This is a genomic window from Vibrio sp. V31_P5A7T61 (assembly GCF_009904895.1).
Taxonomy (GTDB): Bacteria; Pseudomonadota; Gammaproteobacteria; order Enterobacterales; family Vibrionaceae; genus Vibrio; species Vibrio metschnikovii.
The window spans coordinates 1-19635 of the sequence record NZ_WXWI01000059.1 but is presented as its reverse complement, the minus strand read 5'-3'; the positions used below and the strand labels follow the sequence as shown (position 1 = coordinate 19635).

Here is a 19635-nt window from a genome sequence, read left to right as displayed (position 1 = left end):
TGAACCATGTCTGATAATAATCAATGCGTCATCGTCGGTATTGCTGGCGCTTCTGCTTCTGGGAAAAGCCTTATTGCCAGTACCATTTATAATGAACTGCGCGCGAAAGTAGGCGACCATCAAATCGGTGTGATCACGGAAGATTGCTATTACAAAGACCAAAGCCATCTGAGCATGGACGAACGTGTCAAAACCAATTATGACCATCCTAATGCCCTAGATCACGATCTACTCTGCGATCATCTGCAAGCTTTAGTTCGCGGCGAAGCGGTTGAAGTTCCTGAATACAGTTACAGTGAGCATACGCGCACCGCTAATACCAGTACCATGACACCGAAAAAGGTGATCATTTTGGAGGGGATTTTACTTCTGACCGATCCTCGTCTGCGTGATTTAATGCATGCGACCATTTTTATGGACACACCGCTCGATATCTGTTTGTTACGTCGAGTCAAGCGTGATGTCGAAGAGCGTGGACGTACTATGGAATCGGTATTAAAACAGTACCAAAAAACCGTTCGCCCGATGTTTATGCAGTTTATCGAACCCTCTAAACAGTACGCCGATATTATTGTTCCACGTGGTGGTAAAAACCGCATTGCGATTGATGTCTTGAAAGCTCATATCGCAAAATTGCTCAAATCATAAAATTTACCGATCGTTGACTTTATCTTTTCCGATTAAAGTGGCACCTTAGAGGCCACTTTTTTATTTTCGTCAAGCAAGGAAAAAGCAGATGAAAAAACTGTCCCTATTCATTGCGGCGTTGCTGGTGATGGTTATCGCGGCAGTGGTCGCGTTAGTGGTTTTCGTCAATCCGAATCAATTTAAACCTTTGATCATTGAGCAAACCAAACAACAAACGGGCCTTGAGCTAGTCATTGAAGGCGATATCAGTTGGCAGTTCTTTCCGGCGATTGGTTTCGAACTTGGTAAAACCGAGTTAAGAAATCCTGACGGATTTACTCAAAATAACCTATTTAAAGTCGATCGTGTTGGGATTGATATCGCGGTCATGCCACTTTTTCGTCATCAACTGCATATTGGTAATGTTCGCCTTGACGGAGCCGAATTTTATCTAGAAACGTTGTCGGATGGCCGTTCTAACTTAGAGAGCTTGACTCAAGCACAAAACCAAAAATCATCCGCACAGGTGGAGGAGGCGTTGACCGTGTCTCCATCTAGCCAGCCAGAAACAACCGCCGATCAACCTTGGACTCTGAGCCTCGCTGGCGTGACTGTTAGTCAGGCACGATTAGAGATACTTGATCAGCAAACGGGCACACACAGTACCTTATATGACGTTGATCTTACGGTGTCAGAATTTGCTGCCGATCGTTGGACCAGCGTGGATTTTTCGGCCAAAGGAAGTGCGAACCAACAACAGTTTAGTGTAGACGGGAAGGCGGAGATAAAACTGTCTACAGACTTTAAACAGTATGCTCTACGCAATATTACGCTTAATAGTACGCTTGAAGATCCATCGGTACAGATAGACGCTTTACAACTTAAGCTCGCGACCTTTGAATTTGATCAAGACAATGCGCTGACTTTTGCTGTGAAAGGTAACGCAGCCGACATGGCATTTGACGTTAGCGGCCAAGCACAGTTGCAGGTTGATGCGGCGATCAGTACTGTTTCGTTGGATAAGTTACTTCTGAATTCGACATTACAAGGTGTCGCTTTACCACAATCACCGATGCAGGTAGAAATGGCGTCTAGCATCGTGTTTGATGTGACCAACAGTACGCTGGATGTAGTGTTAGATAGGTTAATGGCCAACGCAATAGCGTTATCTGGAAAAGCGAACATTCATTTGGCAGATATACCTAAAATCCGTTTTCAATTGCATAGCCCTGCGATTGATCTCGATGAATTTTTAGGGCTCGATCAAGCGACGCCAGACTCTGCCGCCCAGCCTGCGGTGAATGCACCCACTTCGCCACCAGTAGAGGTTGAACCAGATTTATCGGCTTTACAAAACTTAGATGTGGCCGGAGAGATAGCCATTGATCGGTTTAAAGCGGGCAATGCCAAGCTTGAGCGTGTACATACTCGTTTTGCTGTTAACCGAGGTGTGATCGATCTTAATACGCTAACGGCAGAGCTTTATCAGGGTAAGATCCAAGCGAGCGCCAAGGTTGATGCACGAAAAACACCCGCAACCTATCAGGTTAAAAAAACCATCACTGGTGTGCAAGTTCAGCCATTATTGATTGATGTGGCGGACAATGACTTACTGCAGGGAACGGGTAACATTACGGTAGATGTGCAAGGTCGTAGCTTAACCCCAAGCGGTATTCAGAAAAACTTGCTGGGAACGGTCACGATTAACTTCGCTGATGGTGCTGTCAATGGCATTAACGTTGCTCAATTAATTCGCACCAATCATGCTCGCTTGAGAGGGCAAACGTTAGACGAATCTGAGGCAGTGAAGCAAACTGACTTTAGTGCGCTGACGGCAACGCTGCAACTGAATAAGGGTGAAGTGTCGACCAATAATTTAGCGATGCAATCGCCGTTATTACGAATTCGTGGTGAAGGTAAAGCCAATTACTTAAACGAAACGGTTGATTTTGTGGTTCGCACATCGATTGTTGGAACGCTGAAAGGGCAAGGCGGTAAAGATATCGACGAGTTGCGAGACGTGACTATCCCGATTCATATTTCTGGCCAATGGACTGAACCAAGATACCGATTGGTGTTTGATGATCTGCTGAAGCAAAGAGCGCAAAAGGAGATTGACCGCGGTATTGAGAAGCTCGGTGATAAAGTGAAAGGTGAAGAAGCGAAACAAGCGGTGGATGCCTTGAGAGGGTTATTGCGACGCTAAGCGTGATAACCTTGAGTTAAAGGCTCATTGATCTCTAAAAAAGCTGGATAACTCCAGCTTTTTTATTGGGTGATCCACGACTACCAATCGACGCCTTTTAGGGCTTTGACGCCGGAATCAAAAGCATGTTTGATGTTTTTGACTTCAGAGACGGTATCTGCGAGTTCGATAAGTGTTCGATGAGCGCCACGTCCCGTGATGATCACGGATTGCATCGGGGGACGTTGTTGTAATGCTTCAACCACTTCATCAAGATCAAGATAGCCATAGCTCACCATATAAGTCAGTTCGTCAAACAGTAAGACATCTAAGGAGTCATCGTTGAGCATGCGTCGACACTCTTGCCATACTTGTTGAGCGGCTTCGGTATCGGTTTGTTTATTTTGCGTATCCCATGTAAAGCCTGTCGCCATGACTTGGAACTCGACACCGAGTTTTTCAAGTAAATTACGTTCCCCGTTTTCCCACGTGCCTTTGATAAATTGTGCAACAGCACACTGTTTACCGTGGCCGACGGCGCGTGCAATGGTGCCAAAGCCTGATGTACTTTTGCCTTTACCATTGCCAGTGATCACCAGCAATAGGCCTTTTTCTTGCTGAGCATTAGCAATCCGTGCATCAACCTGTTCTTTTACTTTTTGTTGGCGTTGTTGATGACGCTGTTGCTTGATGTTTTCACTAGACATTATGTTGAGCTCTTTTTTAGAAAAATAATGAACCACATCATAGCGTAAGTCTTTCATCGCTTTCTACCGAAAGCACTCATCCTGTTCGTTACCGTGATAGTGGTTAATACAAAGAATTTTGAAATCGCTGGATGTTTTTGTAATTAACAAATTCATCGTTTTCATAAATAGTTGAGGGATTATAGAGTTTAAAAAGATTTTTTAAAATCAGTGGCAGAACGGGCTGAGGAGCACTATGGTAAAAAAGTAACAACAATAACGATTCAATGAACTCCTTTGCTTGCCAATCAAAGACTGAGGCTTTTGCCTCAGTCTTTCTCTTTGTGCTTAAACAGCATCGCTATACTAACGGTTTAATATTACTTAAGTTTAGAAAGCATAGCTGGCTTGTACACCGACTAACCATACGTGTCCGGTCACTTCTCCAGCAAACACGCCGCCAATCGCTGCGGCTGGGTCGTCGGATCCATCGCGAGGCTCATACAGCGAAGCTTTTTTAGCAAAAATATAAGTAAAGCCAGCATCAAGGGTCAGTTGTTTCGTGGCTCGATAGCCCGCACCAATACTTAACCAAGTACGATCGGTTTCTGGAATGGTCGCTGTGCGATATTTTGTACTTACTGCGGATAAGTCATAGGCAATGCCTGCACGTAGGGTCAAATCTTGATCCCAAGCGTAGCTAGTCCCTAACGCAAAACGGTAGTTATCTTTCCAGTTTTCTAATTTAATCAAGTCATTAGGAGTGCCATCATGAAAGTTAGCCACCAATTGATCAAAGCTACTCCAATCCGTCCAATTAATACTACTGTGCAATGCCCATTGTTCGGTTAATTGGTGAAAGCTAGCTAGCTCTGCCGTCGCTGGTAAAGTCACAGCGAGTTGCCCCGGTTTGTGTTTTCCGTATGGGATCCCTTCAGCATGGCCATCAAAGTCCATCACGACTTGTGATTTATAGGTAAAAGCCACTCGATGATTTGGGTTGATTTGCCAAGCGGTACCAGCCTGCCAGCCCCAACTGGTATCGTCCCCTTCCATATACTTTAAAATAGTTCCTTGAGGTTGGAACAAGCCATTGCTCTTTGGCAGACTGGCCCCAAAGTGACCTTCACCGATCACATAGCGTACACCAGCCCCGACACTGACTGCGTCGGTCAGTTGATAGCCGAGGTTAACGTTCGCTTCGGCGGTGATGATTTTCGCCTGATCGCCAAAATGGCTAGCAGCAAAGTTAGGTAGCTCGGTTTCCATGCCATAATTGGTGCCGATAGCTAAACCTAAAAAGGTCCGGTCATTCAATTGATGAGAGAAATAAGCATTTGGGACGATAGCGTCATGGGCGAAATCTTTTGCCGTCGCGCTAGTTTGCCCAAGATTCGGGTGGGTTACTGTGCCGTTGACATCAATGTTGGGATTGACGTAAATCGCACCAGCAGAAAATTGCGTGCCAGGCAGGTAGGTTAGCATCGCAGGGTTACGCCATTGTGAACCAGCATTGTCAGCCATGGCTGCTTCACCCGCGTACGCTCGACCAAGGCCCGTCGCTGAGTATTCTGCTAGTTGAAATCCCGCTGCTTGAGCGTAGGTTGGTAGTCCCATTAAGCCGAACGCAACGGCTATCGATAACGTTTTTTGATTATTGTTCATGGTTATGTTCGCTGAAATGGTTAATCAATAGTGGCGAAAAGTGTAAAGATAGCGAGTCGCCTTAACAAATAAAAACAATAAATTATCAATATTTAGAGTTTTATATCGACTTTCTATTATTAACTTACCTATTAATCTGGTTAGTGTTCTGGTGGGGTGAAAGTTCAGCGAACAGATGTAGGATGTAACTGCCCTTTTTAAGCACAGCTGTAAGCTTAAAAGAGCGCCTGTGAGGTGAATAAATAAAAAAAGGGCTGATGATTCAGCCCATTAAGATACGTGTTTAAATTAAACCAAACTTAGAAGCTACGGCTATATTGTAAGCCGACTAAGATTGCATCCGCTTTGGTCGTTGCAGAAATAGAAGACACATCTATAGGTGAGCCTTTGGGACGTGTTGATTCGTTAACCTGAACGTCTTTACCCATTAGGTAAGTAAAACCAAAGTCGAAATTAGATTTGTCATCAATCTGGTAAGTAAAGCCCGCGGATAACCATTGACGATCAGAGTCGGGTACTGACACGGAAGTGATCTTATCTTGCGCACTGGTGTCATACATATAGCCGGCACGCAGTGTCCAGTCGCGGTTTAAGAAGTAAGTACCGCCAATAGAGTAGTGCCAACCATCTTTCCACTCATAAGGTTTAACATCAATACTTTGATTTTTAAATTCCAGTTTATCAAAAGCGCTCCAACCAATGTATTGCACACTATAGTGGACAGCAAAGGCGGTATTATCTATGCGATGGTAACCGGAAAACTCGGCCATATCTGGTAACGGTAATTTGACTTCTTTATCGCCATCTTTAGCGGTAATGGTTGGGCTATAACGATAAGAAAGGCCAAAGCGGTTATTCTCATCCAATTCGTAAACGGTACCGACATTAAAGCCAACCCCAAAACCGTCTGCTTTGTCGATATCAATTACGTTAGTGCCACCTAGCCCAGAACTCAGTGAGCGTTGCAAAGTACCTTGGCCATAAATAAGATCAAGTCCAGCACCAATACTCCATTGTGAGTCAATGCGATAGGAGCCAGAAATACCAAAGTTTGCACTGAGAATTTCTGTTTCACCGCCATATTCACCACCGGCGTAGTTAGAGCCAAAATCGGTACGAGTACCAAAGTTAGAATAGGCGTTTACCCCCCAAGCGAACTGCTCGTTAACCGGAACCACTAAATGGATATTAGGGGCAATCGAGGTACCGCCCGCATCATTGTAGTCTGCGTTCTGCTCTAATCCTGCTGCTGGGCCTACATGAGTCTTATACGTAGCATTTTTAACTTTAATGTCAGTCATGATGGCTTCAAAACCGAGTGAGAGCTCCATTTTGTCAAAGAGGGCCATCGCGGCAGGGTTACGTGACATGACGGCGGCGTTATCGGCAATCACGGCATCACCAGCAAACGCACGGCCAAGGCCCGTTGCTGATTGAGCGTTAAGCTGAAAGCCGGCGGCCATAGCTTGTTGAGTAGCGAGAGAGATGGTCACAGCAAGCAGTGACTTTTTAAACAGACGCGTCTTGTTCATGGTGCTTTTTCCTTGTTATATCGCCTCTAATGGGCGTTGTGTTGAGCAAAAGCTCAGTGGCTGGCTGATACTAGTCGCAAGTATAGGAGATAGAAATCCGACCATTGTCTAAGACGCGATTAAATCTTTAAAATTGCTAGCAATTTGGCATTAAATTGTAAATAAAAAGTTAAAAGTAGAGTCTTGGCTCTATTAAAAGGGTGCTTATTTGGCTGTTGCTGCCTTGTGTTGCACAAGGTGATAACTCGAAAAAACTGATCTAGAACAATTTTTAGCCGGTATTGGTGGGCTAAACCGGCATAAACTTGATCTAATGCAAACTATGCTTTGTTTAAGTCGCTATATTACCTCTTGTCATCTCGTTAGTTCTAGTAGTTAACATGTTGAGCAAGATGACACTTCCTTTTGAAGGCTGACTTTACTTTCTCCTAATCAGGAAACTGATTATTTCAATTGGCTTAGGTTAATTGCTTTGTATAACATTCCAACCACACAGCTTTGTGTGGTTTTTTTTTGCTTGCTTTCGCTGCCGCAATCACGTTTATTTAAACAGTTGTTTGATTGATGTAACAATTTGATTACAATGCTTCTCAGGTCAGACCTCTTATTCTAAGGAGAAATAATGGGCAAGCAGGAAGTCAGAACACGCTCAGGAGAGCGTGTTGCTATTGTTGCAGGTATTCGTACCCCTTTTGCACGTCAAAGTACGGAGTTTGCGCAAGTACCCGCGATAGATTTAGGCAAGATGGTGGTTAATGAACTGCTCACTCGAACCGACATTGATCCACAACTCATCGAACAGTTGGTTTTTGGCCAAGTGGTTCAGATGCCAGAAGCCCCCAATATTGCTCGGGAAATTGTGCTAGGCACGGGGATGAATATTCATACGGACGCTTACAGTGTGACGCGTGCCTGCGCAACCAGTTTTCAATCTGCGGTTAACGTCGCTGAAAGCATTATGGCTGGTACTATCGATATTGGCATCGCTGGTGGCGCGGATTCCTCTTCCGTTTTACCGATTGGCGTTTCTAAAAAACTGGCAGCGAGCTTATTAGCGCTCAGTAAAACGAAAACACTCAGCCAAAAGTTCAATGTTTTAAAATCATTATCGGTTAAAGATTTAATGCCAGTTCCGCCTGCCGTTGCCGAATATTCGACAGGGTTATCGATGGGACAGACCGCCGAGCAAATGGCGAAGTCGCATGGTATCTCACGCGCGGATCAAGATGCTTTAGCGCATCGTTCACACACCTTGGCTGCCCAAGCATGGAATGAAGGCAAGATAGCCGGTGAGGTGATGACCGCTTTCCCTGAGCCTTATAAAAAGTGGCTCGATAAAGACAATAATGTGCGTTTTGATTCTACTTTAGAGGGTTACGCTAAGCTTCGCCCCGCTTTTGATCGCCAATATGGCAGTGTGACCGCGGCTAACAGTACGCCGCTCACTGATGGTGCGGCGGCCATTCTATTAATGCGTGAAGGGCGAGCCAAAGAGCTGGGCTTGGATATTCTTGGCTACATTCGTTCTTATGCATTTTCTGCGATTGGCGTTGAAAAAGATATGTTGATGGGGCCTTCCTTCGCCACGCCATTAGCGCTAGAGCGAGCCGGGATCGAACTGAAAGATTTAACATTAATCGATATGCACGAAGCGTTTGCGGCGCAGACCTTAGCCAATGTGAAAATGTTCGCTAGCGATAGCTTTGCTCAGCAATACTTGGGCCGCAGTAAAGCGATTGGTGAAATTGATATGGATAAATTCAATGTGCTTGGTGGTTCGATTGCTTATGGTCACCCTTTTGCTGCGACGGGAGCGCGAATGATCACGCAAACCTTGCGTGAATTACAACGTCGTGGTGGTGGGCTAGCATTGAATACTGCTTGTGCCGCTGGTGGCTTAGGTGCGGCAATGATTTTGGAGGTTGAATAATGAGCGAGGCAAAAGCATTTCACTTAACGATTGATGAGCAGCAGATTGCTTGGCTCGCGATTGATGTTCCCGGTGAAAAAATGAACACTCTTCAGGCCGCATTTGCCGATGAGATGTTGGCGGTATTTAAGCAGCTTAATGAACAGAAAAAACAGCTTAAAGGCTTAGTCATCCATTCGTTAAAGCCAGATAACTTTATTGCCGGTGCGGATGTTCGAATGCTGGATGCCTGCACTTCTGCTCAAGAAGCACAGGCCTTAGCCACGCGCGGACAGCAGATGTTCCAACAGCTAGAAGACTTACCATTCCCTGTTGTGGCTGCGATTCATGGCCCTTGCTTAGGCGGAGGATTAGAGCTGGCACTGGCGTGTGATTATCGTGTGTGTACGGATGATGATAAAACACGTTTAGGTTTACCTGAGGTGATGTTGGGTTTACTGCCCGGATCGGGGGGAACGCAGCGTTTACCTCGTTTGATAGGTCTACTTCCTTCGTTAGATTTAATTTTGACCGGTAAACAACTGCGCGCTAAAAAGGCTTATAAACTAGGCGTCGTTGATGCTTGCGTGCCTCAGAGTGTCTTATTAGAAGTGGCGTTACGTTTTGTCGGTGACAATAGTAAGAAACGTCGCCAAGCTAAACCATCTTTAAAAGAAAAACTGCTTGCTAATACGGGCCTTGGCCGCAAAATTATTTTTGATCAAGCGAGCAAAAAAACCGAACAGAAAACGCGCGGCAATTATCCAGCGGCTAAAGCCATTTTAGAAGTCATTGAGCATGGACTGAATAAAGGGTTGAAAGCAGGTTTGGAGCAAGAAGCGAAACGCTTTGGTGAGTTGGTGATGACCAATGAATCTAAAGCATTACGTTCGATATTTTTTGCTACCACGGAAATGAAAAAAGAGCACGGTAGTGATGCTGAGCCTAAGTCAGTCAAACACGTTAGCGTGTTAGGTGGCGGCTTAATGGGGGCGGGGATCAGCCATGTTAGCGTGGCTAAAGCAAAACTGCCGGTCAGAATTAAAGATGTTTCTAACGACGGCATTCTTAATGCTTTGAGCTATAACTACGGTCTATTTGAGAAGCAGCGTAAACGCAAAATCATCAGTAAAGCGCAACTGCAAAATAGCATGATGCAATTGGCTGGTGGTACGGATTTTAGAGGTTTTCAGCAAACGGACGTGGTGATCGAAGCGGTCTTTGAAGATTTGGCGCTTAAACAGCAGATGGTGGCCGATGTCGAGCAACACGCTCAGCCTAGTACTATTTTTGCAACCAATACTTCTTCTTTACCGATTGGACAGATTGCCGAAAAAGCCACTCGGCCAGAAAATATCGTCGGCCTACATTATTTTAGTCCGGTTGAAAAGATGCCATTAGTCGAAGTGATCCCACATAGCACGACGTCACCTGAAACGATAGCGACCGTGGTGGCGTTAGCGAAAAAACAGGGCAAAACCCCGATCGTAGTCAAAGATCGCGCTGGTTTTTATGTTAACCGTATTCTAGCTCCTTATATGAATGAAGCGGCTAATGTACTGATGGCTGGCGAAACGATAGAAAAAATCGATAAAGCGTTACTGAACTTTGGTTTCCCCGTTGGGCCAATTACGTTATTGGATGAAGTAGGGATCGATGTTGGCTCAAAAATTATGCCTATTTTGGTTAATGAGCTTGGGCCGCGTTTTAAGGGACCGGACGTATTTGAGGTTTTATTAAACGATAATCGTAAAGGACGAAAAACAGGCAAAGGCTTCTACAGTTACAAAAAAGGCAGCAAGAAAAAAGAGGTCGATAAGTCAGTTTACAAATTGTTGAATCTAACTCCAGAATCAAAGTGGGATGAGCAAGAGATTGCCATGCGTTGTGTGTTACCGATGCTCAATGAAGCGGTTCGTTGTTTGGATGAGGGGATTATCCACTCGCCACGTGACGGCGATATCGGGGCGATTTTTGGGATTGGTTTCCCTCCTTTCCTTGGTGGCCCTTTCCGCTATATGGATCAAATTGGTTTGGATAAACTGATTGAGCAAATGAAGCAACACGCTCAAAAATACGGTGACCATTTCGCACCGTGCGATGCGTTAATTACTCGAGCGAGTGTAGGTAAGCGTTTCTACTCATAAGCGATGCTCGATTAACAACTGAAAAAAGAGGAGAGTGGTCAATCGCCACTCTCCTCTTTATTTCTAACCATCGATCAGTGGATGTGATAAGCAATAACAAAATCAATAAATAGACGGACTTTTTCTGGTAAATGATCTTTATGATTGTACAGCATATAAATGTCTCGCGGGTTAGCACTCCAGTCGGGTAAGACGCGCACCAAACTACCATCTGCAAGAAATTCTTTTAACATCACATCAGGCATTAAAGTAATACCTAATCCATCCGAACAAGCGCTGCGCACCACGTTGAGGGTACTGGCTTGAAACCTTCCCACATCGTTATTGATGCACGTTTCCCCTTTATCATTACACAGTTGCCATTTGAGTAATGGATCGCCTTTCAATAGGGAATATTGGCTGAGTTGTTCAGCGTGAGTGGGTGTGGGATGTTTGGCTAGATAGAGAGGGCTGGCGACTAAAATGTCTTTAACTTCACTGATCTTTCTGGCGATCAAACTGGAATCACGTTGTGGCCCGACTCGGAAAATAACGTCCCATTCGGTAGGATCGAGTTGAACGGCATGATTACTGGTCGTTAATTCAAGATTAATATCCGGATACTGATGCATAAAGGCGTTAAACATCGGCATCATCATCCGCTTGGTTAAATTTTCTGGTGCGGAAAGTCGAATTGTGCCTGATGCTCCACGACATTCATCAGTGATCGCTTCCGCCATGCTGGCTAAACGTTGTAGTAACGGTGAACAATCTCTGAAAAAACGTTCCCCAGCTTCAGTTAAAGTCAGCTTTCGAGCGTGCCGATTGAGCAATCTCAAATTTAAGGAATCCTCCAAAGCTTGAATGCGTCGGGTAATTGTCGCAACCGGGATCATGGTTTTACGCGAGGTCGCGGTATAGCTGCCGTGTTCAACAACCAGTCGAAAAAGGTTTAAGTCATCTAATTTCATTGTTCCTGACACATTATTTTACCGTTTTAGTTAATTTATACGGATATCAGCAAGTAAGGCTTGAGTCATATCAACTTGTAGAACGATTTGTCGACTCGCTCTATTTTTTTGTTCATCTAATGATAGATTGATTAGCGTTATGATATCGAGTTTTGTACATTATCGTGTTTATTGTTGAAGTGTAGTCGGCTGGTTATCTTGGCCAGTAAACTCACGTTAATCATACATATAGTATGTGATGCAGATAAAAAGTGGAATATTTGTATAAATGTCGTTTCAAGACTATTTTTAATGAGCAAGTACACGATGTTATTCGTAGGGTTTGGTAGAAGATGAATCAGGTAACGTCGGTGAGTCATGGCTAATCAATCAGGTAGCTTAAATGGGTGCTAGGTAGCCTGAGCATTGATGGAGATTGATGAGCTAATCATACGAATCGTGAGCACATAGTGGAGTAGGTGCTATGTATAAAGATTACATTAAAGCTAGGAATCTATCGGACGGTAATGCTGGCCAAGAGAAACTGATCATGCTGGTTGATGATGACCCTATTTTCAGGCGAGTGACCAGTGGTTATCTGGCCGCGAAAGGGTATAAAGTCGTTGAAGCTAAAGATGGTTTAGATGGATTGAAAAAGCTACGTTCAAACGAGCCAGATTTATTACTGTGCGACCTTTCTATGCCTGTATTAAACGGTATTGAGTTTGTTGAAGAGGTAAGTTTGGAGTATCCATCGTTGCCAATGATTGTCGTGTCAGCCACGGGAGAAATGTCGGATGTGGCCAAAGTGCTTCGCTATGGCATCAAAGATTTTTTACCCAAACCGATTGGTAATCATGAAAATCTCAGTTGCGCGATTGAAAATACATTAGAAGATGCGATGCATCATCTTAATGATCAACGTGACTTTTCGAGCCAGTGGTTTCGAGTCGACGGTGGCGGCGAGCTTCCTGAAGAGCAAGAGTTGCATTGGCATCTTGAGCATTTACGAGAAAACCCCAATACGGCCAGAGAGTTACTACAAGCACTGTTGCCTGATAATGACACTTCACAAGGTGCTTGGAAGTGCAGCTACCGACTGTTACAGTCGACAGAAGCCATGCCATTAGTGTTTGATTATGCTTGGTTAATCAATGGGCAGTTTGCTTTTTACATCGTTGATTCGTCGAGTGATCAGCAACTAGGGGTCGCGAGTACATTATTGATCCGCGCTTTATTTAATGACTATTTGCGTAACTTGCGTAGTTTCAGCGCTGATTTAAAAGATCTGGCCGAAATCTTTGAACGGGGTATCGAGTGCTCTGAAGGTGGCGTGCCTGTTTGTGCCTTATTTGGTATTGCTGATTTGACCGATAAGACTTTGTCCATTTTACCTGCGGGATTAGCATGCCATTGGTCTAATGGTTATCTCTCTCAGTCAATTGCTCCCGGTGTGAAATTAGGGGATAATTGCTTAAAGAACTTCATTACCAAAGACTTACCTATCCAAAGTGCTTGTCAAGTATCGATCAGTTGTCTTGGTTCCAGTAGTTTTACATTAGATATTTATCAAGGTAATAAGAGTTAACAGCCTTTACCGATGGTATATTCACTCAATGTTCAGTGAGGCCCATCATCAATATTCGTCATGTTTTACTCAATGTTGTTGGTGGCCTTAGCGTAGCACTTGGCCTTCTGGGTGTGGTGTTACCCCTGTTGCCAACCACGCCATTTTTATTGCTCGCTAGCGCTTGTTTTGTGCGTAGTAGCCCTAGGTTTCACTTATGGTTACATCGGCATGCTACACTAGGGCCAATTTTACTTAATTGGCAACAGAATCGCGCCATCTCGAAACGAGTAAAATGGCGAGGTGCTTTATGCATGATGGCGAGCTTTGCTTTGTCTATTACTATCGTTCCTCTAATGTGGTTAAAAATAATGCTTTTGGGATTATTAATGATACTGCTTAGTTGGTTTCTTCGCTTACCTACGTATGAGTTGGTTGCTAACCAACAAGAAAATCACTAGCATTACTGGGAAGTGTGCCCGCTCTTCGAGTGGGCTTTTGCTTTTTAATCGACGTGCAGTTTGATGTGCACGTATAAATTCTCATTCTAGATCATGGTGATATTTATCATGGTCAATCAATCGAAGTTAATGTAGCTATGACAACCGAAACTCTTACTCTTATCAAATCTAGCATTAAAACCATTGCTGACTATCCAAAGCCAGGGATTCTCTTTCGCGATGTCACCAGTTTGTTGGAAGACGCTGTCGCTTATCAAGCCACCATTCGTTTGTTGGTTGAAAAATATCAAGCCATGGGGTTCAACAAAGTGGTGGGTACGGAAGCGCGTGGATTTTTGTTTGGAGCGCCATTGGCTTTAGAGCTTGGGGTAGGGTTTGTTCCTGTTCGTAAACCTGGAAAGCTGCCGCGTAAAACGCTCGCCCAATCGTACGATTTAGAATATGGCACGGATACGTTAGAAATTCACGTCGATGCCATCAAACCAGGCGATAAAGTGTTAGTTGTCGACGATTTACTGGCTACTGGTGGCACGATTGAGGCGACAACACAGCTTATTCGTCAATTAGGCGGTGTTGTTCAACACGCTGCATTTGTGATTAACCTGCCGGAAATCGGTGGTGATAAACGTCTTGAAGCTTTAGGGTTAGAGGTGTACAGCATTTGTGAGTTTGACGGTCACTAAATATCCATAACGGAAGGTTTCATGAGTTATCTTGCTTTAGCACGAAAATGGCGTCCTAACACATTTAAAGCGGTGGTAGGGCAAGCTCACGTATTAACCGCTTTAGAAAATGCACTAACGCAGAATCGTTTGCATCATGCGTATTTATTTAGTGGTACTCGTGGCGTGGGAAAAACCACGATTGGGCGTTTATTTGCCAAGGGCTTAAACTGTGAAACAGGCATTACCGCTACCCCTTGCGGTCAATGTGCGACCTGCAAAGAGATCGATCAGGGGCGTTTTGTTGATTTATTAGAAATTGACGCCGCATCGCGCACCAAAGTTGAAGATACTCGTGAGCTGCTTGATAACGTCCAATACAAGCCGGCGCGCGGACGCTTTAAAGTCTACTTGATCGATGAAGTTCATATGCTTTCTCGGCATAGCTTTAATGCTTTGCTGAAGACATTAGAAGAGCCACCAGAGTACGTCAAATTTTTGCTGGCGACGACGGATCCACAGAAATTACCGGTTACGATTTTATCACGCTGTCTACAATTTCATCTTAAGCCGATCAGTGTTGAGAATATTCGGCAACAGCTTGAACATGTATTGCAAGCCGAAAATGTAAACAGCGATAGTAAGTCACTCGCCATGATCGCGCATGCCGCGGATGGCAGTATGCGCGATGCGTTAAGTTTAACCGATCAGGCTATTGCGCTCGGTAACGGTGTTATCGAACACAGCGTGGTTTCGCATATGCTCGGTACACTGGATACCGATCAAGCATTGCATTTATTACAAGCGATCAGTAGCCAGCAACCGCAGAGCATGATGGCGTGTATTGAACAATTAGCCAGTAATGGGGTTGAATGGGATGGATTGCTCCAGCAATTAGCAACCCAGTTGCATCGTATTGCTATGTGCCAAGCCTTACCCAGTAGCGTTGATAAAGCTCAGCCTGATGCCGACGCTATTGAACATTTAGCTAAAATACTAGCCCCACAAGACGTACAACTCTATTATCAAATTGTATTAAAAGGGCGGGCGGATCTTCCGTTGGCTCCAACGGCGCGAATTGGTATTGAAATGGTTGCACTACGTATGATGGCGTTTCGACCGACATCGGTTACGGTGAGTCATAGCTTAGCAATGCCAACCGCCGAACCGGTTTCTGATAACACAGCTCAGCGTTCGGTTGCTCAAATGCAGGGTCCAGTGACTGCACCGGCAACATCACCTCAACCTCAGGTAGTGAATGTTCAACCCGCGATGAAAGAGCCAGAGCCGCCAGTTGTTCAGCCAGAGACGCGAGCACAAGAACAAGCGGTTGTTGTTCCACCTGTCGCCGGGTTACGTCATCAGTTGCGCTCTCAGCGGCAAGGGCTGACTCCGAAAAGTACGCCAGTAAAAAAGCCTGATGCGGTATCTGCAAAGCCGACTTCGATTTTAGATCGTGTAGCACAGCGAGCTCAATCGACTTCAACGCCGATACCGCCGAATGAGTCTTTGATATCTCATCAAGAGCCAACCGAGCAAGAGTCCGTTTATCAATGGCGGCCATCAACCAGTACGGTAGAGAGTGCCAGTCAATCCACTCACAATGAATTGACGCCCACACAGATCAAGCGAGCGTTAGAGCACGAAAAAACACCAGAGATGATCGAGAAATTGATCATTGAAGCCGCGGAGCAGGACTCATGGGCCAAGCTGATCTCTCAGTTAGAGACGGCTAAATTAGTGGAACAACTTGCCTTGAATTCAACATTTCATAAGCAGGGAACCCAGATAGAGCTGACGCTTCGTCCTTCTCATGCTCATTTGAATACCGATAAGGCTCAGAGTGAACTTTTACAAGCCCTCAATGACCAATTACAAGAAGAGTGTCATTTAAGTATTCATATTGGTGAATCCGGTGAAACACCGCTTGAGCTGAGAGAACGTCTTTATCAAGCAAAGCTCACTCAGGCGCTAGAAAGTTTGAAACAAGATACCAATGTGCAATTTATTGAGCGACGTTTTCATGCTCAGCTTGATCATGACAGCGTCAGGCCAGTTTAACCAGTGGGGTTGAGATTTTCTATTTTCACCCCCACTTATCGTAGAACAATTGAATAAAACCAGAGAGATAATCTATGTTTGGTAAAGGCGGTATGGGCAACTTAATGAAACAAGCCCAGCAAATGCAAGATCGTATGCAAAAGTTACAAGAAGAAATCGCTAGTATGGAAGTGGTCGGTGAATCTGGCGCTGGATTAGTAAAAGTGACCATCACTGGCAGTCATAGCGTACGTCGCGTTGAGATTGATCAAAGTTTAATGGAAGATGACAAAGAGATGCTGGAAGATTTGATTGCAGCTGCGTTCAATGATGCCGCTCGTCGTGTGGAAGAAACACAAAAAGATAAAATGGCCGCTGTCACTGGGGGTATGCAATTACCACCAGGTATGAAAATGCCATTCTAATCAATAAGTAGGTTAGTAATGCGAACCAGTCATATGCTGGAGCATTTGATGGAGGCCTTACGTTGTTTACCTGGGGTTGGCCCCAAGTCAGCGCAACGTATGGCCTTTCATTTGTTACAGCGAGATAGAAAAGGTGGCTTGCAGTTAGCGGAAGCGCTGAATCAAGCCATGGTCGAAGTGGGACATTGTGCTGAGTGTCGAACGTTCACTGAACAAGAAGTGTGCGATATTTGTCGTAATCCGAAACGACAAGAAAATGGCCAACTTTGCGTCGTTGAAAGTCCTGCGGATATTGCAGCATTAGAAGCCACGGGACAATTCTCAGGGCGTTATTTTGTACTGATGGGACATTTATCGCCGTTAGATGGTATTGGTCCTAGTGATATCGGTCTTGATACGCTGGATTTTCGACTCCAAAAAGGTGGTATTTCTGAAGTCATTCTCGCTACCAACCCTACGGTAGAAGGGGAAGCGACGGCACATTATATTGCAGAGTTATGTCATGAGCATCAGGTCAGTGCTAGTCGCATTGCACACGGTGTTCCTGTTGGTGGAGAATTAGAATTGGTCGATGGAACAACATTATCCCACTCGCTACTGGGAAGACAAAAGTTTAATACGACCTTTTAGTTCCCACTGCCTACCTTTGAGAACCTCGAAACAGACCGATTAGCTTTGTTTTGAGGTTTTTATCTTTTCACTCTTTTCTTTGTTGTTACTCAGGTTAGTTGCTCTAGCTCGATCAGATTTTGTAAAGCTTGTTGATTGCTGTCACCGCAAACGACAGGGCAAGGTTTGAAGTGGTGGCAGACGGTTGGCCTTTCTGGTTTACCAAAGAGTTTGCATAGATTGTCCTCATTAAGCTGAATACAACGCACTCCTGCAGGCTTACCGCTGGGCATACCTGGGATAGCTGAAGAAATACTGGGTGCAATACAACATCATGCGTACCTTTGTTTTTCAATCTAGAAAACCACGTAAGAAATTGTTTTACAAAAAATGTTTTTTCTAAAAACATATGATTATCTAGAGGCTTAATTGATACTCGGAGGCTAGTTTTTCTAAATGATTGGTATGAATCAGAGAAGTTCTTCAAGGGTTCGGTTGAAATCAAGAAAAGCTCAGATGGCAACAAAGTCATAAGCATGAGTGTTAAATTGAATCACTCATCACCTGAAACTAAAGAAATAGCGGATAAAGTCATCTCTATCGTAGAACAGTCCCTTATTGAAGATGGTGTGATTGACGAGCCAAAGCAAGGCGGCCGAGTTCTATTCGATGACTTTACTAACGAGAACAGGATTAATTTCTTGAACTCTCTTGCTTCTCAGCACACTGGCTACGACTTCTACCACACGAAGATTGATGATTTCAGCTTCACCCCAGATAAGGATTTGGACACAAAACATCTCAAGCAGGATACCAACCTTCTTGAGAAGGACATCAACAAACTCCGTGTATCAGGTGATTTAGAAAAGATTATTACGGTGAAGTGGAAGCACATTCACCCTTACATTAAAGCGACTAAGGTAGTCGCTACTTACACTATTGACCATAAATCCTATTCGGGTGAATGCAAGGTCTCTTACGAGTTTAGTGACTACAACAAAAGGAAGTTGGTTAATCCAGAGTTGTGTATCAACTTTGTCAAGCTAAAGCTCAAAGGCGCACCACCATCTGTTATTCATGACGTCCAGTCGATCATCATGAGAGAGATTGAAACCCGTAAGAATGAGTTACTAGCAAAATACAAGAAGCCATAAGCCCAAATATAATAAGGGAGGTAATTAAGCTTCCCTACCTTATTGAACGAAAATTACACAACACGCTGCAATACTGATAGAATGCACAGGCATTTTGCAAAGCACATTAACAACCCAGAGGTGACATTATGGGAAGAAAGCGTGTAACTACTACTCAAGAATCTAATAGCGGAAGAAATACCAAGTTTCGTGACAATTACACTGGCGAAAGCATGACTAGAAGTCAGTTCGTTAAGAAGATTGAGAGTGGCGAATACTCCAAGTACCACGTAAGAGAAATCAACGGTGTTAAAACTCCAGTATCAAACCCAGACCCAAGCAAAGACAATAACTTGGGCTAATAGGAAATGGAGTCCCTAGCTAACATTATCTGTACTAACTAACACCTCACAACTTAGCTTTTCAGCGATCTTGAAACTTTTCTTCTCACCACTCACCTTTAGATAACTTATCGCGATCAGCTTGAACACTAGAAACGCGCGGCTGACGCTCTTTCTCAGCGATGCGAGAAAATAATGTCAACTGTCCATCAACAAGTATGTCCTCAGTTGCTTTACCTGTGTATTTCATTGTCTTCAACACAACCCCACGCTTGCGAAGCTTTTGAGCCTTCTCCCTAGCATCGTGATGGCCATACCACCACACTATTAGCTCATCGCCTCTGCGTAACCCCGTCACATACTGATCACTCAATCAGAGGTTATGTCATTATCAAAAGTACGGAAAAAGGAGAGTCAGCTACTAGTGTGGAGCATCTGCTCTAACGAAGAATGGGGCGTGCGACGTGAAGTCGTATGAAGCGCTGTTCACCGCTAAACGAGTGAACCATCTGTATCACCAGATGAACCTAGGAGCCTGAATAAAGTAGCGGCTCTGACAATGTAACGAAGGTTGGTAGTTGCCGATCGGGATCTAAATCGTGAGAGGACGATCCTCCTGATAACCACAAGTCGGGTGAGTGCTAGGTAGTCAGCATGATGAACACAAGTGAATCCGCGTAAGGTGCGTTATCCTTCGAAACAGCGGAAGTGGTTAAT

The 19635-nt window shown here is 44.5% G+C and carries 16 protein-coding genes; 11 read left to right on the top strand and 5 right to left on the bottom strand.

Annotation, left to right across the window (positions count from 1 at the left end):
- The first annotated feature begins 6 nt into the window (after window positions 1-6).
- Together udk and CAG58_RS13305 are read left to right on the top strand one after the other, a co-directional pair.
- Window positions 7-648, top strand: a complete 642-nt coding sequence (gene udk, locus CAG58_RS13310) for a uridine kinase (protein WP_072669795.1) — start codon at window positions 7-9, stop codon at window positions 646-648.
- Between the two features lie 88 nt (window positions 649-736).
- Window positions 737-2833 (top strand): AsmA family protein, encoded by a 2097-nt coding sequence (locus CAG58_RS13305; protein WP_161425033.1) that lies wholly within the window; start codon window positions 737-739, stop codon window positions 2831-2833.
- 80 nt (window positions 2834-2913) lie between these two features.
- On the opposite strand, the gene cobO is transcribed toward CAG58_RS13305, so the two are convergent.
- From cobO to CAG58_RS13290, 3 genes are all read right to left on the bottom strand, one after another.
- Window positions 2914-3519: a cob(I)yrinic acid a,c-diamide adenosyltransferase gene (gene cobO, locus CAG58_RS13300; protein ID WP_158138717.1), complete on the bottom strand. Its 606-nt coding sequence runs from the start codon at window positions 3517-3519 to the stop codon at window positions 2914-2916.
- 369 nt (window positions 3520-3888) lie between these two features.
- Window positions 3889-5163 (bottom strand): outer membrane protein transport protein, encoded by a 1275-nt coding sequence (locus tag CAG58_RS13295; RefSeq protein ID WP_161429737.1) that lies wholly within the window; start codon window positions 5161-5163, stop codon window positions 3889-3891.
- A 299-nt stretch (window positions 5164-5462) separates the two neighbouring features.
- Entirely contained in the window at window positions 5463-6695 is a 1233-nt protein-coding gene (locus tag CAG58_RS13290; RefSeq protein WP_161426564.1) for an outer membrane protein transport protein, read from the bottom strand.
- A 622-nt stretch (window positions 6696-7317) separates the two neighbouring features.
- Here CAG58_RS13290 and fadI point away from each other — a divergent pair.
- Together fadI and fadJ are read left to right on the top strand one after the other, a co-directional pair.
- Window positions 7318-8625 carry an acetyl-CoA C-acyltransferase FadI gene (gene fadI / locus CAG58_RS13285; RefSeq protein ID WP_161426565.1) on the top strand — a complete coding sequence of 436 codons (1308 nt, stop codon included), beginning with the start codon at window positions 7318-7320 and terminating at the stop codon, window positions 8623-8625.
- On the top strand, window positions 8625-10751 hold the full coding sequence (gene fadJ, locus CAG58_RS13280) for a fatty acid oxidation complex subunit alpha FadJ (protein ID WP_161426566.1): 2127 nt from the start codon (window positions 8625-8627) through the stop codon (window positions 10749-10751). The genes fadI and fadJ overlap by 1 nt, the downstream gene beginning before the upstream one ends.
- Before the next feature lie 74 nt (window positions 10752-10825).
- Here fadJ and CAG58_RS13275 read toward each other — a convergent pair whose 3' ends face one another.
- A complete protein-coding gene (locus CAG58_RS13275) occupies window positions 10826-11701 on the bottom strand; it encodes a LysR family transcriptional regulator (RefSeq protein ID WP_004394894.1) in 876 nt (291 codons plus the stop codon).
- Window positions 11702-12164: 463 nt separating this feature from the next.
- Here CAG58_RS13275 and CAG58_RS13270 point away from each other — a divergent pair, with 463 nt between their 5' ends.
- From CAG58_RS13270 to recR, 6 genes are all read left to right on the top strand, one after another.
- Complete coding sequence (locus CAG58_RS13270; RefSeq protein ID WP_161426567.1) at window positions 12165-13268, top strand: response regulator; 1104 nt, start codon at window positions 12165-12167, stop codon at window positions 13266-13268.
- Between the two features lie 35 nt (window positions 13269-13303).
- Entirely contained in the window at window positions 13304-13708 is a 405-nt protein-coding gene (locus CAG58_RS13265) for a DUF454 family protein (RefSeq protein WP_161426568.1), read from the top strand.
- Between the two features lie 137 nt (window positions 13709-13845).
- Window positions 13846-14391 (top strand): adenine phosphoribosyltransferase, encoded by a 546-nt coding sequence (apt, locus tag CAG58_RS13260; RefSeq protein ID WP_004394897.1) that lies wholly within the window; start codon window positions 13846-13848, stop codon window positions 14389-14391.
- Between the two features lie 21 nt (window positions 14392-14412).
- Complete coding sequence (dnaX, locus tag CAG58_RS13255; RefSeq protein ID WP_161426569.1) at window positions 14413-16431, top strand: DNA polymerase III subunit gamma/tau; 2019 nt, start codon at window positions 14413-14415, stop codon at window positions 16429-16431.
- A gap of 74 nt (window positions 16432-16505) precedes the next feature.
- Window positions 16506-16835, top strand: coding sequence for a YbaB/EbfC family nucleoid-associated protein (locus CAG58_RS13250; RefSeq protein ID WP_004394899.1), 330 nt, complete (start codon window positions 16506-16508; stop codon window positions 16833-16835).
- Window positions 16836-16853: 18 nt separating this feature from the next.
- Complete coding sequence (gene recR / locus CAG58_RS13245) at window positions 16854-17465, top strand: recombination mediator RecR (protein WP_004394900.1); 612 nt, start codon at window positions 16854-16856, stop codon at window positions 17463-17465.
- Window positions 17466-17554: 89 nt separating this feature from the next.
- Here recR and CAG58_RS13240 read toward each other — a convergent pair whose 3' ends face one another.
- Window positions 17555-17770, bottom strand: coding sequence for a YkgJ family cysteine cluster protein (locus CAG58_RS13240; RefSeq protein ID WP_161426570.1), 216 nt, complete (start codon window positions 17768-17770; stop codon window positions 17555-17557).
- Between the two features lie 210 nt (window positions 17771-17980).
- Between CAG58_RS13240 and CAG58_RS13235 the strand changes: the two genes are divergently transcribed.
- Window positions 17981-18598, top strand: coding sequence for a hypothetical protein (locus tag CAG58_RS13235; protein ID WP_202598299.1), 618 nt, complete (start codon window positions 17981-17983; stop codon window positions 18596-18598).
- Window positions 18599-19635 lie beyond the last annotated feature (1037 nt).